23 protein-coding genes and 1 riboswitch are annotated in these 24,967 nt (G+C 36.6%); of the genes, 22 read left to right on the forward strand and 1 reads right to left on the reverse strand.

Annotated elements, in window-relative coordinates:
* Positions 1–29 precede the first annotated feature (29 nt).
* From dnaG to pepT, 5 genes are read left to right on the forward strand one after another with little or no spacing between them, the layout of a single operon-like run.
* Positions 30–1,850, forward strand: a complete 1,821-nt coding sequence (dnaG, locus tag AC6UD8_RS02995) for a DNA primase (RefSeq protein ID WP_500699453.1) — start codon at positions 30–32, stop codon at positions 1,848–1,850.
* Between the two features lie 26 nt (positions 1,851–1,876).
* The gene (gene rpoD, locus AC6UD8_RS03000) at positions 1,877–3,142 is read left to right on the forward strand and encodes an RNA polymerase sigma factor RpoD (protein WP_500693798.1); all 1,266 of its coding nucleotides are present in this window, start codon (positions 1,877–1,879) and stop codon (positions 3,140–3,142) included.
* A gap of 57 nt (positions 3,143–3,199) precedes the next feature.
* Positions 3,200–3,904: a tRNA (adenine(22)-N(1))-methyltransferase gene (locus AC6UD8_RS03005; protein WP_500695610.1), complete on the forward strand. Its 705-nt coding sequence runs from the start codon at positions 3,200–3,202 to the stop codon at positions 3,902–3,904.
* A complete protein-coding gene (locus AC6UD8_RS03010; RefSeq protein WP_500699454.1) occupies positions 3,891–4,703 on the forward strand; it encodes a Nif3-like dinuclear metal center hexameric protein in 813 nt (270 codons plus the stop codon). Before AC6UD8_RS03005 ends, AC6UD8_RS03010 begins: the two co-directional genes overlap by 14 nt.
* Before the next feature lie 11 nt (positions 4,704–4,714).
* Positions 4,715–5,953 carry a peptidase T gene (gene pepT, locus AC6UD8_RS03015; RefSeq protein ID WP_500699455.1) on the forward strand — a complete coding sequence of 413 codons (1,239 nt, stop codon included), beginning with the start codon at positions 4,715–4,717 and terminating at the stop codon, positions 5,951–5,953.
* Positions 5,954–5,998: 45 nt separating this feature from the next.
* On the opposite strand, the gene AC6UD8_RS03020 is transcribed toward pepT, so the two are convergent.
* A complete protein-coding gene (locus AC6UD8_RS03020) occupies positions 5,999–6,175 on the reverse strand; it encodes a YjzD family protein (protein ID WP_500693794.1) in 177 nt (58 codons plus the stop codon).
* Positions 6,176–6,301: 126 nt separating this feature from the next.
* Here AC6UD8_RS03020 and dnaE point away from each other — a divergent pair, with 126 nt between their 5' ends.
* From dnaE to AC6UD8_RS03105, 17 genes are all read left to right on the forward strand, one after another.
* The gene (gene dnaE / locus AC6UD8_RS03025; RefSeq protein ID WP_500699456.1) at positions 6,302–9,652 is read left to right on the forward strand and encodes a DNA polymerase III subunit alpha; all 3,351 of its coding nucleotides are present in this window, start codon (positions 6,302–6,304) and stop codon (positions 9,650–9,652) included.
* Positions 9,653–9,767: 115 nt separating this feature from the next.
* A complete protein-coding gene (gene pyk, locus AC6UD8_RS03030) occupies positions 9,768–11,528 on the forward strand; it encodes a pyruvate kinase (RefSeq protein WP_500695614.1) in 1,761 nt (586 codons plus the stop codon).
* A gap of 89 nt (positions 11,529–11,617) precedes the next feature.
* Positions 11,618–12,487: a CvfB family protein gene (locus AC6UD8_RS03035; RefSeq protein ID WP_500693791.1), complete on the forward strand. Its 870-nt coding sequence runs from the start codon at positions 11,618–11,620 to the stop codon at positions 12,485–12,487.
* A 6-nt stretch (positions 12,488–12,493) separates the two neighbouring features.
* Positions 12,494–13,381 (forward strand): site-specific tyrosine recombinase XerD, encoded by an 888-nt coding sequence (xerD, locus tag AC6UD8_RS03040; protein WP_500693790.1) that lies wholly within the window; start codon positions 12,494–12,496, stop codon positions 13,379–13,381.
* Between the two features lie 42 nt (positions 13,382–13,423).
* Entirely contained in the window at positions 13,424–13,804 is a 381-nt protein-coding gene (locus AC6UD8_RS03045; RefSeq protein WP_500693789.1) for a riboflavin biosynthesis protein RibT, read from the forward strand.
* Positions 13,773–14,495, forward strand: coding sequence for a segregation/condensation protein A (locus AC6UD8_RS03050; protein ID WP_500699457.1), 723 nt, complete (start codon positions 13,773–13,775; stop codon positions 14,493–14,495). The genes AC6UD8_RS03045 and AC6UD8_RS03050 overlap by 32 nt, the downstream gene beginning before the upstream one ends.
* Entirely contained in the window at positions 14,495–15,067 is a 573-nt protein-coding gene (gene scpB / locus AC6UD8_RS03055) for an SMC-Scp complex subunit ScpB (protein ID WP_500699458.1), read from the forward strand. The genes AC6UD8_RS03050 and scpB overlap by 1 nt, the downstream gene beginning before the upstream one ends.
* On the forward strand, positions 15,060–15,785 hold the full coding sequence (locus tag AC6UD8_RS03060) for a pseudouridine synthase (protein ID WP_500699459.1): 726 nt from the start codon (positions 15,060–15,062) through the stop codon (positions 15,783–15,785). The genes scpB and AC6UD8_RS03060 overlap by 8 nt, the downstream gene beginning before the upstream one ends.
* Positions 15,786–15,791: 6 nt before the next feature.
* Positions 15,792–15,912: riboswitch (FMN riboswitch) on the forward strand.
* A 6-nt stretch (positions 15,913–15,918) separates the two neighbouring features.
* Positions 15,919–16,551, forward strand: a complete 633-nt coding sequence (locus tag AC6UD8_RS03065; RefSeq protein ID WP_500693785.1) for an ECF transporter S component — start codon at positions 15,919–15,921, stop codon at positions 16,549–16,551.
* Positions 16,548–17,630, forward strand: coding sequence for a helix-turn-helix domain-containing protein (locus AC6UD8_RS03070; RefSeq protein WP_500699460.1), 1,083 nt, complete (start codon positions 16,548–16,550; stop codon positions 17,628–17,630). The genes AC6UD8_RS03065 and AC6UD8_RS03070 overlap by 4 nt, the downstream gene beginning before the upstream one ends.
* The gene (locus AC6UD8_RS03075; RefSeq protein WP_500699461.1) at positions 17,608–19,035 is read left to right on the forward strand and encodes a RecQ family ATP-dependent DNA helicase; all 1,428 of its coding nucleotides are present in this window, start codon (positions 17,608–17,610) and stop codon (positions 19,033–19,035) included. Before AC6UD8_RS03070 ends, AC6UD8_RS03075 begins: the two co-directional genes overlap by 23 nt.
* Positions 19,036–19,093: 58 nt before the next feature.
* Positions 19,094–19,756 carry a LysM peptidoglycan-binding domain-containing protein gene (locus AC6UD8_RS03080; protein WP_500699462.1) on the forward strand — a complete coding sequence of 221 codons (663 nt, stop codon included), beginning with the start codon at positions 19,094–19,096 and terminating at the stop codon, positions 19,754–19,756.
* Between the two features lie 30 nt (positions 19,757–19,786).
* Positions 19,787–20,488: a (d)CMP kinase gene (cmk, locus tag AC6UD8_RS03085; RefSeq protein WP_500699463.1), complete on the forward strand. Its 702-nt coding sequence runs from the start codon at positions 19,787–19,789 to the stop codon at positions 20,486–20,488.
* A 64-nt stretch (positions 20,489–20,552) separates the two neighbouring features.
* The gene (gene rpsA / locus AC6UD8_RS03090; protein WP_500699464.1) at positions 20,553–21,773 is read left to right on the forward strand and encodes a 30S ribosomal protein S1; all 1,221 of its coding nucleotides are present in this window, start codon (positions 20,553–20,555) and stop codon (positions 21,771–21,773) included.
* Positions 21,774–21,839: 66 nt separating this feature from the next.
* Entirely contained in the window at positions 21,840–23,147 is a 1,308-nt protein-coding gene (der, locus tag AC6UD8_RS03095) for a ribosome biogenesis GTPase Der (protein WP_500699465.1), read from the forward strand.
* Between the two features lie 209 nt (positions 23,148–23,356).
* Positions 23,357–23,632: a non-specific DNA-binding protein Hbs gene (hbs, locus tag AC6UD8_RS03100; RefSeq protein WP_010021419.1), complete on the forward strand. Its 276-nt coding sequence runs from the start codon at positions 23,357–23,359 to the stop codon at positions 23,630–23,632.
* Positions 23,633–23,700: 68 nt separating this feature from the next.
* Positions 23,701–24,966, forward strand: a complete 1,266-nt coding sequence (locus tag AC6UD8_RS03105) for a tetratricopeptide repeat protein (RefSeq protein WP_500693778.1) — start codon at positions 23,701–23,703, stop codon at positions 24,964–24,966.
* The last annotated feature ends 1 nt before the right edge of the window (position 24,967 follow it).

A 24,967-nucleotide genomic window follows, 5' to 3' on the forward strand; every position in this document is an offset into this window, starting at 1 on the left:
ATAGATTTCCGAGAAAGGATGGTGATCTCATGGCAAAAATTCCTGAAACGGTAATTGATGATGTCTTAAGTAAGACCAACATTACTGACGTTGTTAGTAAGTATGTCAATCTAAAGAAGTCAGGAAATAATTTATTCGGTTTGTGTCCGTTCCATGAGGAAAGAACACCATCCTTTTCTGTGTCAGAAAGTAAACAGATTTTTCATTGTTTTAGTTGTGGACGCGGTGGAAATGTTTTTAAATTCCTCATGGATTTGCAAGGAATTTCCTTTCCAGAAGCTGTTATTGCTGTGGCAGAAGATGAGGGAATTACTCTTCCTGACTCAGTTCAAAATGATAATAGTAAATCTCCAGTAAATTCAGAAAAGAACAGCCTCATTAATCTTCATGAGGAAGCCAGTAAACTCTATCATCATGTATTGGTTAACACTGAGCTTGGAGTTCCCGCATTAAAATATCTGCATGAACGAAAAATAACGGATGAAATGATTGAAACTTTTAACTTAGGATTTGCCCCTAGCCAAAGACTCTTAAAACCGTTCTTTAAGAACAAAAAAACTGATTTTCAACTTTTACGAAAATCGGGATTGTTTGTTGAAAATTCGAGTGGTGAATTGAATGATCGATTTTCGAATCGGATCATGTATCCTATCAGGGATCCTAATTCTAAGACCATTGGATTTTCCGGTAGAATCTTACATCGAGATCCTGATCTTCCAAAATATTTAAATAGTCCTGAAACTAGCATCTTTAATAAACGAAGGATTATTTATAATCTCGATCTTGCCAAGTCTAGTATTCGAAATGAGCAAAATTTAATTCTGTTTGAGGGTTTTATGGACGTTATTTCTGCTTTTCAGGCCGGGGTTAAAAACGGCGTTGCTTCAATGGGAACGAGTTTGACGAACGAACAAATTTATCAGTTCAATCAGTTAACGAATCAGATATACGTTTGTTATGATGGCGATGAACCTGGACAGAAGGCTACTAAGCGAGCGATTAGCCTTTTAAGTAGTGAAGGTAAGTTTAAAGTTGGCGTGATTCAAATGCCTAACGGGGTTGATCCTGATGAGTATCGACGAAAAAATGGAAATGACAAGTTTAAAGATGCTATCAAAAGTGCTCGAGAAACCACAACTTCCTTTGAATTGCATTTTCTTAAAACGCAGTATGATTTAAGTAATGATGAAGAAAAACTAAATTATGTAGATGAAGCCGTTAATGTGATTGCAAAAATTGACAAACCCGTTGAACGTAGTGTTTATTTAAAACATTTAGCTGATGAGTTTGACTTGGATCTCAATGCTTTGTCGGTTCAATGTAAACAAATTCGTTCGACCTTCATCAATAAACAGCAAAGAAAACAAATCCGTAGGTTGAAGACTGACTCATCTCCTGAAGTTTTGAATCGAAATCCAAAGAAGATTACTAAAGTTGAAAGTGCGGAGCGCTTACTTTTGTCACGAATGTTGAATAATCATGATGTTTGGTTAAAGGTGACCGATGATCCTGATTTTAGTTTTGTTCATGATGGGTATCAAACGATTTATTTACTTGCACAACATTATTTTCAGTCGCATGACGAGTACGTTACTGCTGAATTTAGTGACTTTTTGAAAGAATCTGATTTGCAATCAACTTTTGCTAATATTGAAATGGCTGCTTTATCTAATGAGCCAAGTGAAAAAGAAGTTGACGATTGTGTTAAAATAATAAAGCAGGCTTTAACTGGTGGGGTATACCTTAAATCAAAGTATCAAGAAATGTTAGATGCAGTTAAACTTGGTGATACTGATAAGGCTGCCCAATTGGGTAAAGAATACCAGGACCTGCAAAAGAAGTATCAATAAGAATACAGTAATGGGAGGCAATTTTTATGGCAGAAAAAGACATTAAGAAAAATGAAGTAAATTCCACAAATAAGACTGCGAAAGCAGCTCCCAAAAAGAGCGGTGCTCCTAAAAATAAGAGCACTAAAAAGACTACTGCAAAGAAAACGACTAAAACTAAGGCAACTAGAGCAAAGAAGACAACGAGTAAAGAAAAATTTGATAAAACTGGATATAAGAAGGTTTTTGACGCCGTTGTAAAGAAGCACAAGAAGGTTGGTCACATCACCTATGGGGTCTTAGAGGAAGAACTCCAGGTTCCATTTAGTTTGAATAAAAAACAAATGAACGAATTGATGGAAAAGGTTGAAGACTCAGGAATAAGTATTGTTGATGAAAGTGGCGAACCAGATCCCAGAGCTTTAAAAGCAGCTAAAAAAGTTACTCAAAAAGAACTAAAAAATGCTTCCAGTTCAAAGGGAGTTAAAATTAATGATCCGGTCAGAATGTACCTAAAGGAAATTGGTCGAGTTCCATTACTTACCGCTGATCAAGAGGTACAATTAGCTCTCAGAATCGAGCAGGGTGATGAAACAGCTAAACAAGAATTAGCTGAAGCAAACTTGCGATTAGTTGTTTCAATTGCCAAGCGTTACGTTGGCCGTGGCATGCAATTTCTTGATTTGATTCAAGAAGGGAACATGGGTTTAATGAAGGCCGTTGAGAAGTTTGATTACCGTAAAGGATTTAAGTTTTCAACGTACGCTACGTGGTGGATTAGACAAGCAATTACTCGAGCCATTGCGGATCAGGCTCGAACCATTCGAATTCCCGTTCATATGGTTGAAACCATCAATAAACTGATTCGAATTCAGCGTCAATTACTCCAAGACCTTGGCAGAGAACCGTTACCATCTGAGATTGGTGCTGAGATGGATATGCCAACTTCAAAGGTTAGAGAGATCCTTAAGATTGCTCAGGAACCAGTTTCACTTGAAACTCCAATTGGTGAAGAAGATGACTCCCACTTAGGTGACTTTATTGAAGATGAAGATGCCACTAGTCCTGCTGATCATGCTGCTTATGAGCTTTTAAAAGAACAACTTGAAAGTGTCCTAGATACGTTAACTGACCGTGAAGAGAACGTTTTACGACTTAGATTCGGGTTAGATGATGGAAGAACTCGAACCTTAGAAGAGGTTGGGAAAGTCTTTGGTGTCACTAGAGAACGAATTCGACAGATTGAAGCTAAAGCATTAAGAAAACTGAGACATCCATCACGCAGTAAACAATTAAAAGATTTCTTAGATTAAAGATGTGGCAGAGATCCAACTGGATCGCTGCTTTTTTATTGGATTAGGAGGGAAACGATGACGGCAAAAAAGTTATCGCCACGTTTACAAGCAGTTTCTGATTTAGTTCCTAATGGGGCAACAATAGCTGATATCGGTTCGGATCACGCTTATGTTCCGGCTTATTTGTTAAAACGGAATTTGATTAAGTTTGCGATTGCCGGTGAGGTTGCTCCTGGACCACTGCATAACGCAACATTGGAAATGAAAGAACAACACTTAGGTGATAAAATGGTGACCCGGTTGGGAGATGGACTTAATGTGATTAAATCAAGTGACCACGTGAATGCAATTGTGATTGCTGGGATGGGTGGTGAATTAATCACTCAGATCCTTGAACGTGGCAAAGAGAAACTTTCTAAACAAACGGCCCTAATTCTGCAACCAAACGTTGATGAAATTCGGGTAAGAAGTTGGTTAGTTACAAATCAGTATAAGATTGATATTGAAAACATTGTTTTTGATGCTGGGCATTTTTATGAAATGATCTTGGCAACTCCATCAACGAATCCGATTAAGTATTCTAATCAGGAACTAAGGTTTGGACCGATTCTTTTAAAACAACAAAAACAAGCATTTATTGCAAAATGGACTGATCGGATGCGGAAAAATAAGATTGTTTTGGATAATCTGCATAATGCTACTAATCCACCTCTTGAAAAAATTCAACACATCCAAAAGATTAACGAAGAATTAGAGGAGATTTTAGATGACAACCGTTAATGACTTAATTACTAGATTTGAACGATTCGCACCACTTTCACTTGCTGAACCAAAAGACCCAACTGGATTTCAAATTGGTTCTAAAAAGCGAAGTATTAAAAACGTCATGACCACTTTAGACGTTAGACCTGAAGTGGTTGATGAAGCGATCAACAAGAACGTTGATTTTATTTTTGCCCATCATCCCGTGATGTTTCATCCTGCAAAGAATTTAGATTTAGCTGATCCCCAAAATCAAATGTACGCTAATATTTTGAAACATAATATTACCGTTTATGCGGCTCATACGAACTTGGATAATGCAAATGGTGGAATGAATGACTGGCTAGCAGATGCGATCGGTCTTCAAAATACCGTTGGACTGGTACCCCATTTGGATACTAATGGTTTTCCTACTAATTATTCGATGGGACGTGTTGGCAACTTGAAACAATCAATGAAAATCATTGATTTAGGTCGACTATGTAAACAAGTGTTTGGAATTAGTGGTTTACGAATGGTAACAAATGATGATCAAGAGCGTGTTAAGCGGATTGCTATCTTAGGTGGAGACGGTGGCAAGTTCTATCGACAAGCGATTGAACAAGGCGTTCAAGTTTATATTACTGGCGATTTGTATTATCATACTTCTCAAGAGATGCTTTCAAGTGGTCTGTCTGCGATTGATCCCGGGCACCATATTGAAAGTATATGTAAAAATAAGTTAGCTGAAATGTTTACGCGCTGGTCTGATGAAAATCGTTGGGATGTCAATGTATTTGCATCGCAACTAAACACGGATCCGTTTGAGTTTATATAGGAGGAATAGTTATGGCTGATAGCAAGCAGTTACTGGATCGCTTTTTGAAATATGTGAAGGTGAATACGAGATCTAATCCGAATTCTGACACAATTCCGTCTGATCCTAAAGAAGTTGATTTTTTAAACGAACTTTCTTATGAATTAAAGGATATTGGGATGGAAAACGTACGAACCAATGAAAAAAGTGGTTATGTTTTTGCTGATTTACCAAGTAATGTTAAGCAAAAAGTTCCTAAGATTGGATTTATCTCTCATATAGACACGGCAGACTTTAATTCAGAACACGTCAATCCACAAGTAGTTAAAAATTACGATGGAAAATCGATTATTAAACTTGATAAAGATGGCAAATACCAGCTGGATCCGAGCGTATTCCCAACCCTTAAAAAGTATGCTGGTCAAACTTTAATTACTACCGATGGTTCAACTCTCTTAGGAGCTGACGATAAGGCGGGAGTGGCTGAAATTATGACGGCAATGAAATACTTAGTTGATCATCCCGAAATTAAGCATGGCGATATCGTAGTTGGGTTTGGACCAGATGAGGAGATTGGTACCGGAGCCGATCAATTTGACGTTACTGATTTTGGTGCTGATTTTGCATACACGGTTGATGGTGGTCCACTTGGAGACTTAGAGTACGAAACGTTTAATGCGGCGTCTGCCACAATAAAATTCAACGGAACTGATGTTCATCCTGGTGACGCCTATGGTGTGATGGTAAATGCCTCTCAGCTTGCAATTGATTTTCATAATCAATTACCAAAGGACCAACGACCGGAAAATACCAAAGATCGTCAGGGCTTTTATTATCTGCTTGCGATTGATGGGGTAACTGATCATGCTAAATTAGATTACATCATTCGTGATCATGATAAGAGTAAGTTCAACGAACGCAAGCAATTCATTCAAAACTTAGTTAATAAGTTTAATGATAAATATGGTGATGGGAGAGTTGAACTTGAGATGCATGATGAATATTACAACATGGCGGAAATCATTAAGAAAGATATGACACCCGTCAATATTGCTAAGGATGCCATGAATGAAGTTAACATTAAGCCAAATATTTATCCGGTTCGTGGTGGTACTGATGGTTCTAAGATTTCTTTTCTTGGGATTCCAACTCCCAACCTATTTGCTGGACCAGAAAACATGCATGGCCGCTTTGAATATGTGTCGCTTCAAACGATGGAAAAGGCTGTCGATTTAATTATTAAGATTTCAGAGGATGTTTCAAAAGACTAAAAAAATAACCTGCAGGTTCAACCTGCAGGTTATTTTTATTTCTAATTAACGACTAATTAGTTTAATTCCGTTGAAGGCAATAAGGGCAACAACAGCGCCGATTACTCCAACTTGAATCCAATTATAAGGTGCGCCAACCAAGGCCGATCCAATATAACCAATAATTTCGCCATATACAAATCCCCAGAAAGCACCAGTTAAGTTAGCAGCAAACGTCTTCATAATTAACACCTCTCAATACCAGTAGTTTATCACTACAGTAGAAAAAATCAATTACAAACTTCGAATAAAATTTATCGGGTCCATTTGCTATAATGAATATGAAATTAGGAAAGGAGATGACAAATTTTGGGATACAATCCGTTACAAAACATTACATCGTATAGTTTGCTTCAAAGTACCAATACGGTTCCTAAGTTAATTGAAAAAGCTCGTGCGCGTGGTTATCAAAGTGTGGCACTAACTGATCGGAATGTGATGTATGGGTCGGTAGCTTTTTATAATGAGGCAAAAAAGCAGGGTATTAAGCCAATTATTGGTTTAACGGCAGTTTTGGACGGGATGTTTTTTAAAGAAAACAAGTCCGAATTGATTTTGATTGCTAAAGATCAGGATGGGTACAAGAATTTGATGAAAATTTCATCACTTTTGATGAGTAATGAGCAAACTAATGTTATTGAAAAAATCAAGGATAAACTCCACCATCTATTTGTCATTTTTCCAGAGAATAGTGAGTTAAATAAACTGATTGAAGTAGGAAGAATGAGCGAGGTTAAAACCTTAATTGCTAAAGTAAAGAGCGTTAGCGATTCAAATGCAGTAAAAGTTGGAATTAGCTTAAATCGAACTAAGATAATTATAAATGAGCTTAAGAACCTAGGGGTCCAAGCTGATGTTGATTTAGTGGCGCTTAATTCGGTTGAATATCTTGATGCAGATGATTATTTTTCAAATGAAGTTTTAAAGTCGATTGGAACTGGTGACGTGATCAAAAATCCAATGGAAGAACGGCATCAGGTTGGAACCAAATGGTTGAAGGATCGTCATAATATTGAGACTCAGTATCACAATCTAGGGCTTGATCAAGCGGTTTTAAATAACCAGAAAATGGTTGATGAAGTTGACGTAGCGATTCCCAAAGAGCAACCTAAACTACCGACGTTTAAAGCTCCAGATAATCTTTCTTCAATGGACTATTTACGTCAATTATGTGAACTTGGTTTAAAGGAAAGATTGAAGAATGAATCGCATCTTAATCGTAATGAGTATCAGGACCGGTTAGATTCTGAACTAAAAGTTATTAATCGGATGGGATTTGATGATTATTTCTTGATTGTATGGGATGTTTTAAATTTTGCTCATCACCAAGGAATTATAACTGGACCTGGTCGGGGATCTTCAGCGGGATCATTAGTTGCGTACACTTTAAAAATTACCGATGTGGATCCGATTAAGTATAATTTGCTATTTGAACGATTTTTAAACGAAGAACGAGCACAGATGCCGGATATTGATTTAGATATTCCCGATAATCGGCGTGATGATATTTTACAGTATGTTCATCAAAAATATGGAAATGAACATGTTGCTCAAATTGTGACTTTTGGAACGTTAGCTGCCAAACAAGCTCTTCGAGATGTTGGCAGGGTATTTGGAATGACTCCAACTCAAATGGCAAAGTGGTCATCTGCAATTCCAAATCAGCTTCATGAATCCCTGGCTAAGGCCGAATCAGAATCACAGAAATTAAGAAATTTATTAGCTGATAGTAAAACCAATCGGTTGCTATTTGATATTGCTGAAAAACTAGAGGGACTACCACGCCATTTTTCCACTCACGCTGCTGGTTTAATTTTAAGTGAAGATCCCATCGTTGATCGTGCTCCACTTCAATCCGGAAATGATGGATTGTTGATGACCCAGTACTCCAAGTATTATGTTGAAAGCGTGGGGCTCTTAAAGATTGATTTTTTGGGTTTGAGAAACCTCTCTACAATGGCTAACATTTTAGAAATTATTCATTCAAAAGTTGATCGTAATTTTGAAATAACTGACATCAATTTAAATGATCAGGATACTTTGAAGCTTTTTCAATCTGGTAAGACTAATGGGGTTTTTCAATTTGAATCATCTGGGATTCAAAACGTGTTACGTAAATTAAAACCAAATGATTTTGATATGGTGGCAGCCGTGAATGCTTTGTATCGACCCGGTCCCATTAAGAATATTGATATGTTTATTGCCAGAAAGAATGGGACTCAGACGGTTAACTATCCAAATGAAACCATTAAAAACATTTTGGGTTCAACCTTTGGCATTATTGTTTATCAGGAACAGGTTATGCAACTTGCATCGGCAATGGGTGGTTTTACACTGGGACAAGCTGATATTTTGCGCCGTGCGATGAGCAAAAAGCATAAAAAAGAAATGGATAACATGAAGATCCAGTTCATTGATGGCGCTAGTAAAAAAGGATATTCTAAAGACGTTTCAAAGACAACGTTTGACTATATGGAACGATTTGCCGACTATGGATTTAATAAGTCTCACGCAGTTGCATATAGCAAAATGGCGTTTCAGTTGGCCTATTTAAAAGTTCATTTTCCTGGTCCATTTTTTACATCGTTGCTAAATTCGGTGATCGGTAATTCACGTAAGACCAAGAATTACGTTCAAGAAGCCAAAGAATCAGATATTCAAGTTGAGCGTCCTGATATCAATGAGAGTAAAGATGTTTATACTTATCAGGATGGTAAAATCAGGTTTGGACTTCGTACCATCAAAGGATTACGAACCGATTTTATTAAGAATGTTGAGGAAGAACGAAAACAAAATGGTAATTTTCATGATTTACAGGAATTAATCAGTCGAATCGATCCCAGGTTTAGAAAAATTGATCTTTTAAATGCACTTGCTTATTCAGGGGCGCTTGATGGTTTTGGGTATAACCGAAAAGAATTAATTAATGCCATTCCAGAATTTATTAGTTCTACTGAATTAAGTGGAAACTCAATTGAATTAATTCAAGCGTTGGCTCCCAAAATTAAAAGAACTGATGATTTTTCTGATTGGGAGAAACTAAACAAGGAAAATGAGTACCTTGGAACTTATTTAACCGGGCATCCAGTTGGTCACTATACTGATTTACAAGAACAAGTGCATGCTTTAACTACTAATGATATTCATGAGCCCAGTAAAAACGTGAAAATGATTTTGTTTGTATCTCATGTAAAGACGATCCGAACGAAAAAGGGGCAACTTATGGCTTTCATAGATGGTAATGATCAGTTTGGTGATATTGATGTAACCATTTTTCCTAATCTTTACGCTAAAATTAGTGGATGGATAAAAAGTGGAATAGTGGTTTTGGTGTCTGGAAACATTGAGGTTCAACGGGGACTTCAATTAGTGGCAAATTCAATTGAACCAGCTGCTAATGTCGTTCATCAGTCTTTAAAAAAAGTTGATCATCAAAAAAAGCTTTATTTAAAGATTGCGTTAGATCATGATCGAGATTCAATCTATCAAGATCTAATCCGGATAATAAAAAGATATCCTGGTTCAACACCAATTTTGCTTTATCGAGCTTCCGATGATCGAAAGCAACTATTAGATAAAGCATATAACGTGGCCATTAATTCTGATTTAATGCATGATTTACGTGACATTTTAGGAGTGGAAAACGTTGTTACACAATGATAAATTTTGCCTGTGAAACTAACGACAATCCTTATAAAAAGTGATACAATACACTTGAAATCAAATAATGCTTGGTACGCAGATGTGTGCCATGCAAAAAGGAGAGGCTTTACTTATGAAGAGAACAAAGATCGTAAGTACACTTGGTCCTGCAAGTACTGATGTTGATACCATCACTAAGCTTATTGAAGCAGGAGCAAACGTTTTTCGTTTCAATTTTTCACACGGAGACCATGCGGAACATTTAGACCGTATGAATAAAGTGAAAGAAGCGGAAAAGAAAACTGGTAAGGTTGTTGGAATTGTCTTAGATACTAAGGGTGCTGAAATTAGAACCACGGTACAAAAAGACGGAAAGATTGAATACCACACTGGTGATCAATTTAGAATTTCAATGGATGGTAACCTTGAGGGAACCAAAGACAAGATTGCTGTTTCTTACCCAGGCTTGTATGACGACGTTAAAGTTGGCGGACACGTTCTGTTTGATGACGGTCTTTTGGATACCAAGATTGACAAAAAAGATGATGCCAACAAAGAGTTAGTGGTTACTGCCCAAAATAACGGGGTCTTGGGCTCACGTAAGGGTGTTAATGCTCCAGGAGTTTCAATTAACTTACCTGGTATTACTGAAAAAGATACTGATGATATCCTTTTCGGATGTGACCATGGTATTAACTATATCTCTGCTTCATTTGTTAGAAAGCCACAAGATGTCCTAGATATCCGTGCCTTACTTGAAAGCAAGAATATGGAAGACGTTCAAATTTTTCCTAAGATTGAATCACAAGAAGGAATCGACAACTTTAACGAAATCATCAAAGTATCTGATGGTTTGATGGTTGCCAGAGGTGACATGGGAGTTGAAATTCCACCAGAAAATGTCCCAACCGTTCAAAAACATTTAATCAAGATCTGTAATGATTTAGGTAAACCAGTTATCACTGCTACTCAAATGCTTGATTCCATGCAAGAAGAACCAAGACCTACTCGTGCCGAAGTATCTGATGTTGCTAATGCTGTTTATGATGGTACTGATGCAACTATGCTTTCAGGTGAAAGTGCTAACGGTGATTACCCAGTTAAGTCAGTTGCAATGATGAGCAAGATTGATATCGAAGCTGACAAACACTTCTTTGAATTTGGTACTCCACGTCCTAAGTTCGGTACTGGTGACGTCACTGAGTCACTTGGTGAAGCAGTTGCACGGATTGCTAAGGATATGGGAATTCACACGATTGTAGCTGCAACTGGTTCAGGTTACACTGCAAGAATGATTTCAAAATATCATCCAGACGCTGATATTCTTGCTTTAACGTTTAACGATCGTGTTCGTCGTGGATTGACGGTTAACTATGGTGTTCAACCAATCTTAGTTGATAAACCATCAAATCCAGATGAAATGTTCGAATTGGCTGCTAAAAAGGCAGTTGAAACTGGACTCGCTAAGGAAGGCGACATGATCTTGATTACTTCAGGTGTACCATTAGGTGATCAAGGGACTACTAACACAATTCGTGTTAAGTTGATTGGTACTAAATTAGCTCAAGGTCAAGGTGTTGGTGGTGAAACTGTCATTGGCAAGACAGTAGTTGCTAAAGATGCTAAGGAAGCTAACGATAAAGCCGTTGATGGTGGCGTTCTAGTTGTTAAGGATACAAACAAGGACTACTTACCAGCAATGAAGAAGTCAAGTGCAATCGTGGTTGAAAACGGTGGTTTGACCTCATACGCTGCTGTCGTTGGTATCTCACTTAATATTCCAGTAATTGTTGGTGCTACTGATGCAGTTGAAAACATCAAAGATGGTCAATTAGTTACTGTTGATGGTCGTCGCGGTGTTGTTTACGCTGGTAACCAATCAAAAGCTAAATAATAATTATTAAGAATGAAGCACCCGATTATTATCGGATGCTTTTTTATTTGGTATAATATTCATTAAAAGCACTGGGATGGAGAATTAATATGAATGAAGATTTGGGAACCGTAATTACGGGAAAAGTCACTGATGAAAACGATAAGGAGTATTTCATTCAAAATAACGGAATTACCTATTCTTTAAACAAGGGCGAGTTAAAAAAACCAATTAAATTAGGTGGAAATTTTAAGGGATTTGTCTACGAAAATGAAAAGCATCAAATGAAAATCACGCGAAACGTTCCTGATGTTGGAATTGACAGCTATGCATGGGGAAAAGTGGTTGGAATTAAATTTGGATTGGGAATCTTTGTTGACATCGGTTTACCAGATAAGGATGTTGCTGTTTCTCTTGATGATTTGCCGGATATTAAGTCATTATGGCCAGAAGTTGGTGACCAACTTTTAATTGCTTTAAAAAAGGATAGTAAGAATCGAATCTGGGGTAAATTAGCTGATCCTCAGATATATAAAGCGATTTCCCAACCAGTTAATGATCCAAAATTGAAAAATCGGGATGTTAATGCTTGGGTCATTAACCCTAAACTGATGGGAACGCAAGTAATAACGGATCACTATAATTTAGGGTTCATTGACAAATCAGAAGAGGAAGAACAACCACGACTAGGAGAGAAAGTAAACGCTAGGATTATTGGAATCCGACCCAATAAAACGCTTTATTTATCACTTAGACCACGATCTTATGAAGTGATTGGTGAGGACGCCAAGATGATTCAGACAATTCTTGAGCATAAGCCTAATAATGAATTACCTTATAACGATAAAAGTGACCCTCAAGTAATTAAGGATTACTTTGGAATCAGCAAATCTCAGTTTAAACGAGCCCTGGGGCATTTATTAAAGGCTCATGTTATTTCCGAAACCCCAGATGGAATTAAATTAACTGAAACGAGATGAAAGTAAGTGAATGATCAAATTGAAGATTATCTCCACTATTTACTAGTAGAAAGAGGATTATCTGACAATACCATTAAAAGTTATCGACAAGATTTAAGGGAATTTGAGTTGGATTTAAAAAAAAATCACATCAGTTCGTTTAAAGATGTCGACCAGTATGCAATTTTAAATTACATGGAAACAATGAAAAATAGTGGTAAGTCTCGTAATACAATCATTCGATTTGTATCAACGCTTCGTAAATTTTTTCAATATTTAATGGAATTTAAGGTGATTAAAAAGAACCCCATGAACAAGATTGATACTCCTAAAAAGGGCAAGCACTTACCCGATGTTTTATCCGTTAATGAAGTTGATCGATTACTTAAAATGCCGGATGTGAACACCAAGTATGGGGTAAGAGATCGAACCATTTTAGAAGTGATGTATGCTACTGGGCTTCGAGTATCTGAATTGATTAATTTAAAGTTATCCGATCTTCATTTAGAAATGAATCTGATTCAGACCATTGGAAAGGGAGATAAAGAACGAATTGTTCCAATTGGAGAAGTTGCTCAGAATTGGCTATTTAAGTATTTAAATGATAGTCGATTACAGTTACTTAAGCACCGGACATCTCCGTACGTTTTTTTGAATGCGCATGGTGGACGAATTAGTCGACAAAGCATTTGGGAAAAGATTAAACGTTACGTTAGTTTAGCTGGCATTAAAAAGAACGTTACTCCACATACATTACGACATTCTTTTGCAACGCACATTTTAGAAAATGGAGCCGATCTTAGAACTGTGCAGGAATTACTTGGACATTCTGATATTTCCACGACGCAAATTTACACTCATATTTCCCACGAGCGGTTAAGTCAGGTGTATGATAAATATCATCCAAGAGCATAAAATGAGATGGAGTAATGACAGCAAGTAATTGAGGTGATGTCGATGCTATTCAGGTATCGAAATGATTATGAAAAGATTGTGATGGGGATGTTGTCACTTTCTAAAAGTAACGATAAAACGAAACATCTTGTGGAAGAAATGAATTGGTATCGAAATGCTGACAATCGTGACATTTTTCTTTGGAAGGATCGATTTGGAAATTGGGCTGGAATTGTAGGAGTTGAAATCAACCCGAAAAACGTGGTTGTTAGAAGGATTACCCTTACGCCAGATGCTAACAATATTTTTAATGAATTTCGAATTCTTGATAGTGTTGAAAATGAATATCCTGACAAAAAAATCATGGGAACGTTTAATACGCAAGATGTCATTAGTAAATGGGAGTTAAGTCATGAACAGAGACAATCTACAGATTCACGTTAATGACTTTGATGGTCCACTAGAGCTTCTACTGCATCTAATCAAACAAGCAAAGATGGATATTTATGATATTGACATTAAGGATATTACTGAGCAATATTTTAAATATTTAAATAAAATGAAACGTTTAAATTTTGATATTGCTGGTGATTTCTTTGTAATGGCGGCTAATTTGATGCGAATTAAATCTAAAATGTTGTTAGCTAAAGAAACTGATGATGAATTAGATGATGATCCACGGGACGATCTGGTTGATCAGTTGGTTGAATATAATCGGTATAAAAAAGCGTCGAAAAAGTTGCAAAAAAAAGAAGTAGAACGAAATCATTATCATTCTAGGATTCGTTCTTTTAATAAGTCGGAGATTGCAATTAGTGAAAATGAGTTTGAAATTAGCTTGCTGGAACGAGCATGGAATAAGATCATTAGACGACATCAGTTAACTTCTAAACCGCCAGTTCAACAAGTTTCAGAATGGAATTTTAGCGTTAATGAGCAAAGTGAAGTAATTATGAGACGAATAAATGGAGCTAGTAGTCATGAAATCTATTTTTCCAAGTTGTTTGAGGCCAATTCTCCTTTAGAAGAATTAGTGACCGATTTTTTGGCACTTTTGGAAATGGTTAAACATCATCGTATTATGGTTGTGCAAACCAGTAATGACGGAGAAATCTTATTAAGGAAATCTAATTAATGAATTTAATGGCAGAAATTGAAGCTCTCTTGTATGTTTCGGGAGAGTCTGGAATGACAATTGAACGGTTGAAAAAATTAACTTCCGCAAATGATTCCACCATTCGGAGCTGTATTGCTTCGTTGAGTGAGCGTTATTCAAGTGATCGATTTGGCATCTGCATTTTACAAAATGGTGACATTATCCATATGACAACTAAAAAGGATTATTCAAAAGTAATTCAAAAGTTTGTTAAATCCGATGAAGAGTTGTTAACGCAGTCGGCACTTGAGACGCTTACGATTATTGCGTATAAACAGCCAATAACGCGCGTTGAAGTTGATGAGGTAAGGGGCATAAATAGTTTGATTTCAATTAGAAATCTTTTGGCACAAAATTTAATTACCATCAAGGGTGAGCGTGATGAACCAGGCAAACCTAAGCTATATGTTACTACCGACCTTTTTTTAAACGCTTTTAACCTTAAAAGCATTAATGATTTACCAGCTTTAGATGCAGAAAGAGATCCAAAAGATTATGGTCAGATGTTTGATGATAAAATGAAACCATTGGAGGATCAGCAAGATGAGTGAAAGATTACAAAAAGTTATGGCGCATGATGGGGTGGCTTCGAGACGAAAGTCTGAGGAACTCATTAGTACTGGACATGTGAAGGTTAATGGTAAGATTGTTAATCAGTTAGGGATAAAAGTTGAACCCACTGACAAGATTGAGGTGGATGGAACATCGTTAAGAAAAGAAGATCTAGTATATTTTGCCCTGTATAAGCCACGTGGGGTAATTTCTTCTGTGAGGGATGAAAGGGATCGAGAGACCGTTTTGAACTTTTTAAAAAAGGTTCCTGAACGAATATACCCCGTTGGACGATTAGATTATGATACGAGTGGGATAATTATTTTAACTAACGACGGAACGCTTGATTTCCAGTTAACGCATCCTAAATATGAAGTAAAAAAGACATACTTAGTTAAGGTGATTGGGAAACTCGATCACAATGAGTTGAATAAAATTCGAAAGGGTGTTTTAATTAATGGCAAGTATAAGAGTGCACCCGCGGAAGTTGAGGTGATTTATAAGGCTGGTAATTCAAAGAATAATTCGGTGCTACGTTTGACGATTCACGAGGGTAAGAATCATGAAGTTAAAGATATGCTGAAAGCAGTTGGTCATCCTGTTGAAAAATTAAAACGGGAAGAGTTTGCTGGGATCGGTTTAGAAAACTTACAACCTGGTGAGTTTCGTAGGCTCCGAAAAAGAGAAATACGAGATTTGTATGCTTTAACTAAATAATTAATAAAACGTCTTCAAGGTCGGGTGAAATTCCCAATCGGTGGTTACAGCCCACTACCCAATGAAAATTGGTTGAGATGGTGAAATCCCATTGCCGACAGTAAAGTCTGGTATAAAGAAGATGAGTTTTTTTATGGCGCAATTTACCCTAATTGACTTTGAAGAACGTTTAATTGGAGGAATTGTGATGATAGCTAAAAACGATCGAATTAAAAGAATTACTATAACTGCCGTGATTGGTGCGATCTCATTTTTGTTAATGTTGATTTCATTTCCAATCATCCCATACATGAGTTATTTGAAATTGGATTTTTCGGATATTCCAATTTTGATTTGTTTGTTATTATTGGGACCGGGTGCAGCCATTGAAGCTGTGATACTTAAACTATTTATTTACTGGATGGTGATGGGTTTTTCACCACTTGAGTTAATTGGGTTGACCACCTCTCTTTTAGCCTCATTAACAATGATTTTGGTGTTTTACTTTTTGAGAAAATATTTATTTAAAAGTCACTGGATTGACTTTTTGATTGTTTTGGTTGAAACGCTGGCGTTAACAATTGTCATGAGTATTACCAATTTGTTCATTAGTACTCCACTGTATGTGAAACTAACAAATTTAAAGTTAGATTTTTCGCTTGCCAAAACGATTCTTTACGGAGTAGTTCCCTTTAACTTAATCAAGGGTATTGTGATTGGATTGATTTTTGTGATTATTGCAAAACAAATGCAGAAATGGATTAATAAGCGATCTTATCAAAAATGATTAATAATACAAATGAAGCTCTTGGTCTTTTCGTTTTTAGTGCAACCCAAAAACGAAGGGCTCGATTAATTGAAAACTTACTGTTAGGCAAGAAAACGGTAGCCACCTTATACTGGGCGATGAGATATGGTCTTTTAGACCTTCTTGGAGTTGGACGATATTTTAATAAAAACGAATTAGATGTTAAGTCTCTGATTAGTGCGAACTTGCTGGAAGAAGTTGAACATGGTCAGTTTAAATTAACGTCTGAAGGAGAAAAAGAAAGAGCAGAATTAATTAAAATGATTGATGATTCTAATCTTTCTTTTTCATTACATACTTTTCAAAGAATTGATTTAGTTAGTTTTAAGCAACGATTGCAGTTGTTTGTTCAGATTATCTCAGAGCATGTCCATAACGTTAGACACTATTATCCAGTCAATGTTGATGGAGTTAATAAAGATTTTATTAAAAAATATTATCGACTGATTGATCGCAAGCAAGTTGGCACAGATTTAAAGAAAGAGTTGAAACGATTTTTATCCTTACTCGATCTAAATGACGCTGATTTATTTGCTCAAGGATTAGTTGGATTTAATACTAATGGATTCACAATCCAGCAGATTGCACATAATTTAAACCAATCGTTAGTCAAAAGTTATATTGATGATTTTATCAATTATGCAAAATTAGCGAACTTTGTTGAGCAAAGTGACCAATCTGTAATGGTTCCATTACTTAATGGTCTTTTCAAAAATCCAATTTCTGGTAGTGCTAAAAGGACTTTTGATGAATATGAACGATTGGGTAATATAAAAAAGGTTGAACAACTGCGAAATCTACGAGAGTCAACTGTCCTAGAACATCTTCTGGAAGTTGCAATTTACGTTGATTATGACAAGTTTCCTTATCAAAATTTCATTTCCCTTCAAATGGAAAGAAAAGTTAGGCGTATTCTACTTGGAACGGACGTTGATGACTGGGACTATCATCAATTACCAACTGATGTTTTAGAGCAGTTTAGTTTTTTTCAATTTAGATTACTTGAAATCAAACAGACAAAACAGGGAATTAATAATGAACAAGATGAAACTTGCTAAACAAATATTAAAAAATAAGTTTGGCTTTAGTGATTTTAAGCCTGGTCAAGATAAGACCATTTCTGCACTATTAAATGGAGCAAATGTTCTTTCAGTCATGCCAACTGGGGCAGGTAAATCATTAATATACCAGTTATATGGGTATTTAATTAAGCGTCCGGTTGTGATTGTCTCGCCACTTATTTCTCTTATGGAAGATCAGGTTGGTCGGATGAACTTTATGGGAGAAAAGCGGGTGTGTGCTTTAAATTCAATGAACGATTGGTCGAAGCGACACCGGCTATTGAATCATCTTGATCAGTTTCGTTATATTTTTGTTTCTCCAGAACTATTATCTAATTCTGATGTGCTTAACCGCATTAAGCAATTGAAAATTGGCTTATTGGTGATTGATGAAGCACATTGTATCTCTAAGTGGGGGCTTGATTTTCGTCCTGATTATCTGTCATTAAGACAGGTGATTCGTACGTTAGGACATCCGCAAACGCTAATGCTAACGGCAACTGCTTCAAAAAAAGTTCAAAAAGATATCATTAATTATTTGAAGTTAACTGACGTTCAAGAAATAATTGAAAATGTGGATCGGCCTAACATTTTTCTTGCGGTTCATAAAAGTTCAAGTGAAAAAGATAAGCAAGCCTATCTTTTTAATTTAATTGAGAAACTCAAGTATCCCGGTATAATTTATTTCTCTAGCCGAGATAAGGCTTCGAAAGTTGCTTTGAAACTTAGAGAACAAACTGATACCAAAGTGGCAGCTTATCATGCCGGTCTTAGTAACGATGATCGGTATCGGATTCAGCATCAGTTTATGGATAATGAGCTTCAGGTCATCTGTGCAACAAGTGCTTTTGGAATGGGGATTGACAAATCAGACATCCGATTTGTAGTCCATTATCATATGCCGACTGATATGGAAAGTTATGTTCAAGAAATTGGCAGAGCTGGAAGAGACGGTAAACAGAGTATCGCAGTGTTACTTTACTCTAATGGTGATGAACAAATTGCACAGAGCTTAATTGTTAGGTCCATTCCTAATGATCAACAGATTGATAATTTCTTTTCAAATCCCAAAGCTAAAATGAGTGAGCAGAATAAGAGACTCCTTCAGTTCTATTTAAATCATGGGTATGGTAATGATGACGTCAAACAGATTTTTTCTGAGGTCACCCTTAAAAAGGATCAAAGTTTAAAGCAAGTTGTCCGGTACATTAATCATACTGGCTGTCGGCGAAAACTTCTGCTTTCTTTATTTGATGTGAACTTTGATGACCACACTGATGATTGTTGTGACTTTGGAAGTGAAAAGTTTGATTTAATGAGTCTTGGTTTGTTAAAAAACGTTAATAGTGAAAAGTCCAATTTAACTGGTACTTGGTATGAGATTTTGGACAAACTTTTTTAATAATAATTAGGCGCAAAAAATGATATAATCACCATAGAAGTTTTGGAGGGATGTATTTATGAGGGACGACAAACATAAAGATAACAAAAAAAATGATCCATGGGATGATTCATTTTCAGATGACACCGATCCAGATGGAAATCTTTCAAGGACAGAGTACCGTAAGCACCACCGTAGTAATTCATTAGTCGTGATTATGCTGGTTTCTGTTATTGTAATTATTGCCCTTGTTGCACTTGTTTTTGGGCTTTCTAAGGAACGTGCGGTTGGAAATGGGAGTACCAGTGAAAAGACTCAGAGTAGTAAGATGCACCACGAAAAACCCAAAAGGAATAAAGATCAGAAATCAAAGAAACCGAAAGCAAACTCAGGTAGTGTTCAAAGTGAGGATACTACAAATGATAATACTGTTTCATCTGGTGCTGGATCTGAAGAGGCTTCATCTTCATCCGTTCAAAACGAAATGGGAAGTAACCAAAGTAGTACGACTCCAAGTAGTGATTCATCGTCTACTGCTAATAACTCGCAGCAACCAAAACCAGCCCAAACAACGAATGGCACTGATAATGCTGGTAGTAATGATTACGTTAAGGTTCAAAAGGGTCAGGGAGTTTATCGCGTAGCTACTAATGCGGGTATTAGTATGCAACAGTTATTAAAATTAAATGGACTTAGTTCATCCAGCCAGATTCATCCAGGACAAAGTTTAAGGGTTAAATAATTACAAATAAATGATAAGGATTGATTACATTTGGGTAAGAACGGCTTACAAGTTGCAATCGATGGGCCTGCTTCAGCAGGTAAAAGCACGGTAGCTAAACTAGTTGCAAAAAAATTTCATTACATATATTGTGATACCGGTGCAATGTATCGATCAATTACGTTAAAAGCAATTAGACTAGGATTGGATTTAAATGATGAGAAGACCCTTCTTGATCTTTTAAAAAAAACCACGATTACTTTTGAACCGGGTGATCCAGTTCAAAAGGTCTTTGTTGACGGTAAAGAAGTTACAAATGATATTCGTAATCCTCAGGTAACTAGCAATGTTTCAGCAGTTTCAGCACTTGGATCAATTCGTTTCGAATTAGTTAAAAGACAACAGGATTTGGCAAAAGATGGTGGAATCGTTATGGATGGTAGAGACATTGGCACGACGGTTCTACCAAAGGCAGATGTAAAGGTCTTTTTAATTGCCAGTGTTACGGAGCGAGCTGAGCGGAGATATAAAGAGGATCAAGCAAAGGGAATTTCGGTTAGTCTCAATAAACTTAAAAAAGATATTGAGGAACGGGATTATAAGGATTCCCATCGAAAGATATCCCCATTAAAGAAAGCATCTGATGCTTTTGAAATTGATACCACTTCAATGTCGATTGATGACGTGGTTGCGGCAATTTCGCAATTAATCGAAAATAAAATTCAACAACTTTCAAATAATAAAGCCGATTAACTGGTATTTTATTTCCAACTAAGATAAAATAGCAATTAGAGTTGTTGCAAGGAGGAAATGTTTGATGAGTGAAAACGATACTAATGCAAACAAAGATTTATTAGCCGCTCTCGATAATATTAAGCAGGTAAACGTTGGTGATGTTGTTAATGGTGAAATTTTGGCCATTGATGATGACCAGCAATTAGTCGTGGGAATCGAAGGCGCTGGTGTTGAAGGAGTTATTCCAAGGAAAGAAATTTCCGCACAAAGGGAAGATAACCCAACTTCAAACTACAAAGTTGGAGACAAAGTTAAGGTTGTTGTTGTATCTCGAATTGGTGATGATAAGGAAGGTGGAAGTTACCTTCTTTCAATCAGAAGACTTGAGGCTCTCAAGGTTTGGGATGACATCAAGGAAAAAGCTGATAAGGGTGACACCATCAAAGTTACTGTTACTCGTGCGGTAAAAGGTGGTTTAGTGGTAAATGCTGACGGAGTTCGTGGATTTATTCCAGCTTCCATGATTACTGATCACTTTGTTGATGATTTAAATCAATTTAAAGGTCAAGAACTCGAAGTTAAGATTATTGAAGTTGTCCCTGAAGAGAATCGTTTGATTTTATCACATAGAGCGATTGCTGAAGCAGAACGTAAAGAAGCTCGTGATAGAATTATGAGCACACTAAAACCCGGAGATGTTGTTGAAGGGAAAGTTGCTCGTTTGACTAACTTTGGTGCCTTTGTCGATCTTGGTGGGATTGATGGACTTGTTCACGTTTCAGAAATTTCTTATGAACATGTTAACAAACCAAGTGATGTTTTGAAGGTTGGCGAAGAGGTTAAGGTTAAAGTTCTTTCAGTTGATCCTGATCGTAATCGTATTTCATTATCAATTAAACAAACTCAACCAGGTCCTTGGAGTGACATTGAAGAAAAAGCTCCTAAGGGAAGTGTCCTTGATGGAAAAGTTAAGCGCTTAGTTGATTTTGGTGCTTTTGTTGAAGTTTTCCCTGGTGTTGAAGGATTAGTTCACATTTCACAAATTTCACATAAGCATATTGACAAGCCGAGTGATGTTTTGAAGTCTGGCGAAGACGTTAAAGTTAAAGTCCTTGACGTTCAACCTGAAGAACATCGATTAGCATTGTCAATGAAAGCTCTCGAAAAAGACCCCAGAGATGATCAAAAAACTCCAAAGAAAAATGTGAGTGATAATTCAACTAATAATGCTCCTGAAGAAGAGAATGGTTTTACGTTAGGTGACATTGTTGGAAATGAATTAAATGATGATGACAATGAGTAATTAGAAAATTATCCTTCATATTTATGAAGGATTTTTTTTATTCTCAAAAATAAGAGGTGATATAAAATGACAAAACCTACTGTAGCAATTGTTGGAAGACCAAACGTTGGTAAATCAACAATTTTTAATCGAATTGCTGGTGAACGAATTTCAATTGTTGAAGATACTCCTGGAGTGACCCGTGATCGTATTTATGCTCATGGGAGTTGGCTTGGTCACAATTTTAATTTGATCGACACTGGTGGAATTGAAGTTGCTGATGAACCATTTATTAAGCAAATTACTGATCAAGCAGAAATTGCGATTGATGAAGCTGATGTAATTATATTTATGGTAAATGGTAAGCAGGGGATGACTGACGCTGATGAACGAGTGGCCCAATTATTGTATCGATCTGATACACCAGTTGTATTGGCGGTTAATAAAATTGACAATCCCGAAAGTCGGGCCGACATTTATGATTTCTATGCTTTGGGGTTTGGTGACCCATATCCCATTTCGGGCTCTCACGGACTTGGTTTAGGGGATTTGTTAGATGCTGTTGTTAAGAATTTCCCAGAAAATGCTAACGAAGCTGACGATGATAGTATTAAATTTAGTGTGATTGGCCGACCAAATGTTGGCAAGTCATCACTTGTCAATGCTATTTTAGGAGAGAATCGGGTGATCGTATCAAATGTAGCTGGCACTACTCGCGATGCGATTGACACTAAGTTTGAAAATGATGGTCAAGAGTACACCATTGTTGATACCGCAGGAATTCGGAAACGTGGTAAGGTTTATGAAAAGACCGAGAAATACAGCGTAATGCGAGCTATGAGAGCAATTGATGGAAGTGATGTGACATTAATGGTTCTCAATGCAGAAGAAGGCATTAGAGAGCAAGACAAGCGGGTTGCTGGATATGCGCACGAGGCTGGCAAGGGTGTCATCATTGTCGTTAATAAATGGGACGCTTTAAAAAAAGATAATCACTCGCAACAACAATTTGAAGCTGATATTCGTGAGCAATTTCAGTATTTGGCTTACGCACCCATTATTTTTGTATCCGCAACGACCAAACAACATGTTAGTCAGTTACCATCTTTGATTAAACGAGTTAACGAAAACCATCAACGTCGAATCCAGTCGTCAACCTTAAATGATGTTATCATGGATTCAATCGCAATTACTCCAACACCAACCAGAAATGGGAAGCGACTTCGGATTTACTATGCTACCCAGGTTGCTGTTGGACCGCCAACGATTGTCTTGTTTGTAAATGATCCAGAACTACTTCATTTTTCGTACAAACGTTATTTGGAAAATCAAATTAGAAAAAATTTTGACTTTGCTGGGACACCAATTCACTTGATAGCAAGGCGTCGAAAGTAATGACTAATGGTAACAACCTTCTAATCATAATTATATTAAAATTTTTTTAGTAAATGTTAATTATACTTCCATTATTTGTTGCAATGACACCATTCTTATGCTAAATTAAGACTAGAAATGATGTAGTCGTACATCATTTCCCCTGGCTTAATCTTTAACTTATTGGGTGTTTTTTACATAAAAAACATCTATTCAGGAGGTGAATACACATGGCCAACAAAGCAGAATTAGTTAATGATGTCGCAAAGGCAACTGGTTTAACTAAGAAAGATGCCACCGCAGCTTTGGATGCAGTTTTTGACTCAATCCAAGACAAGTTGACTCACGGTGAAAAGGTACAATTGATCGGTTTTGGTAATTTCGAAGTACGTAATCGTGCCGCTCGTAAGGGACGTAACCCCCAAACTGGTGCAGAAATTCAAATCCCTGCAAGTAAAGTACCTGCCTTTAAACCTGGTAAGGCTTTAAAGGAAGCTGTTAAATAGTTTTATTTAATGGTTTAACCAGTGCGCTTATGCGTACTGGTTTTTTTATTAGTAGGAGGACATGTGTAATGACTTATTCAGAGCAAGCCTTAGACGCCCTAAAAAAGGGTGATATGAGTCAATTTAACGATGACATCAAAAAAGCCAAGGTAAATGATAGTGATGATATGATTTATTCGCTAGCAGAAGAACTTTATTCATTAGGTTTTTTAAACGAATCGATTGATATATATAAAGATCTTTTAAAAAAATATCCTGAGGAAGACGAGTTAAGAACAAGTATTGCGGATATTTTGATTTCTGAAGGCAAGATTGATAAAGCGCTTAATTATTTAAGTGAGATTAAACCTGATTCACCAAATTATGTTAATGCTTTGATGGTTGAAGCTGATCTTTATCAAACTCAGGAAATGTATAACGTTAGTGAACAAAAGTTACTTGAAGCTGAAAAAATTGATCCAGACGAAAACGTAATTAAATTTGCCCTGGCTGAATTGTATTTTTCTACCGGACAATTTGATAAAGCCATTCCTATATACTTGGGAATAATTAAACAAGGTGTTTTGAACATTTCTTCAGTTAATTTGGTTGAAAGGTTAGGGGTGGCATACGCTAATGCAGGTCATTTTGAACAGGCTATTGGATACCTTGAACAGATTAAGCCCACTGATATGACGCCAGACGTCAAATTTGAAACGGGTTTTACTTACTTACAGTTGAAGAACTACGCTAAAGCGATTGAGATGTTCAAGCAGTTGCGAGAAGAGGATCCTCAGTATGCCTCACTGTATCCTTACTTAGGGGAAGCATACATTCAAATGAATGAACCTGAAAATGCTTTAAAGGTTTATCAGGAGGGTATGAGCGTTGATCAGTATAATGTCAATATGTACATTAAAGCCGCAGACGTTGCTGCTAAACTTTCAAAAGAAGATCTAGCCCTGAAGTATCTTAATAAGGGACATCAGGTTGATCCGGATAACATGGAATTAGTTATTAAGTTATCTAATTTGTACGTTAAGCAGGGCGAATATCAAAAAAATGTTGATTTTTTGAGCCCATACGTAAAAGAAGAAGAAACCGATCCACAAATTTACTGGAATTTGGCGGTGTCTTATGCTCATCTTGAAAAGTATGATGATGCTCAAAAGTACTATGAGCGAGCTCTTCCGTACTTTGATGATAATCCTGATTTCTTACGTGAGGCGATTTTATTGTTCAGAGAGAATGGTCAAATTAAGGAAACCATTAAATTGTTAAAACATTATGTGAAACTTGTCCCGACTGATGATGAAATGGCATACATGCTTGAGGATTTAGAAGATTACGAGTAAC

It is taken from the genome of Fructilactobacillus sp. X1R3C1 (assembly GCF_059901545.1).

What these genes read in the sequence shown, in the direction of transcription:
- dnaG (WP_500699453.1), top strand. Translation starts at nt 30, where the DNA reads ATGGCAAAAATTCCTGAAACGGTAATTGATGATGTCTTAAGTAAGACC.
- rpoD (WP_500693798.1), top strand. Translation starts at nt 1,877, where the DNA reads ATGGCAGAAAAAGACATTAAGAAAAATGAAGTAAATTCCACAAATAAG.
- AC6UD8_RS03005 (WP_500695610.1), top strand. Translation starts at nt 3,200, where the DNA reads ATGACGGCAAAAAAGTTATCGCCACGTTTACAAGCAGTTTCTGATTTA.
- AC6UD8_RS03010 (WP_500699454.1), top strand. Translation starts at nt 3,891, where the DNA reads ATGACAACCGTTAATGACTTAATTACTAGATTTGAACGATTCGCACCA.
- pepT (WP_500699455.1), top strand. Translation starts at nt 4,715, where the DNA reads ATGGCTGATAGCAAGCAGTTACTGGATCGCTTTTTGAAATATGTGAAG.
- AC6UD8_RS03020 (WP_500693794.1), bottom strand. Translation starts at nt 6,175, where the DNA reads ATGAAGACGTTTGCTGCTAACTTAACTGGTGCTTTCTGGGGATTTGTA.
- pyk (WP_500695614.1), top strand. Translation starts at nt 9,768, where the DNA reads ATGAAGAGAACAAAGATCGTAAGTACACTTGGTCCTGCAAGTACTGAT.
- AC6UD8_RS03035 (WP_500693791.1), top strand. Translation starts at nt 11,618, where the DNA reads ATGAATGAAGATTTGGGAACCGTAATTACGGGAAAAGTCACTGATGAA.
- AC6UD8_RS03045 (WP_500693789.1), top strand. Translation starts at nt 13,424, where the DNA reads ATGCTATTCAGGTATCGAAATGATTATGAAAAGATTGTGATGGGGATG.
- AC6UD8_RS03050 (WP_500699457.1), top strand. Translation starts at nt 13,773, where the DNA reads ATGAACAGAGACAATCTACAGATTCACGTTAATGACTTTGATGGTCCA.
- scpB (WP_500699458.1), top strand. Translation starts at nt 14,495, where the DNA reads ATGAATTTAATGGCAGAAATTGAAGCTCTCTTGTATGTTTCGGGAGAG.
- AC6UD8_RS03060 (WP_500699459.1), top strand. Translation starts at nt 15,060, where the DNA reads ATGAGTGAAAGATTACAAAAAGTTATGGCGCATGATGGGGTGGCTTCG.
- AC6UD8_RS03065 (WP_500693785.1), top strand. Translation starts at nt 15,919, where the DNA reads ATGGCGCAATTTACCCTAATTGACTTTGAAGAACGTTTAATTGGAGGA.
- AC6UD8_RS03070 (WP_500699460.1), top strand. Translation starts at nt 16,548, where the DNA reads ATGATTAATAATACAAATGAAGCTCTTGGTCTTTTCGTTTTTAGTGCA.
- AC6UD8_RS03075 (WP_500699461.1), top strand. Translation starts at nt 17,608, where the DNA reads ATGAACAAGATGAAACTTGCTAAACAAATATTAAAAAATAAGTTTGGC.
- AC6UD8_RS03080 (WP_500699462.1), top strand. Translation starts at nt 19,094, where the DNA reads ATGAGGGACGACAAACATAAAGATAACAAAAAAAATGATCCATGGGAT.
- rpsA (WP_500699464.1), top strand. Translation starts at nt 20,553, where the DNA reads ATGAGTGAAAACGATACTAATGCAAACAAAGATTTATTAGCCGCTCTC.
- der (WP_500699465.1), top strand. Translation starts at nt 21,840, where the DNA reads ATGACAAAACCTACTGTAGCAATTGTTGGAAGACCAAACGTTGGTAAA.
- hbs (WP_010021419.1), top strand. Translation starts at nt 23,357, where the DNA reads ATGGCCAACAAAGCAGAATTAGTTAATGATGTCGCAAAGGCAACTGGT.
- AC6UD8_RS03105 (WP_500693778.1), top strand. Translation starts at nt 23,701, where the DNA reads ATGACTTATTCAGAGCAAGCCTTAGACGCCCTAAAAAAGGGTGATATG.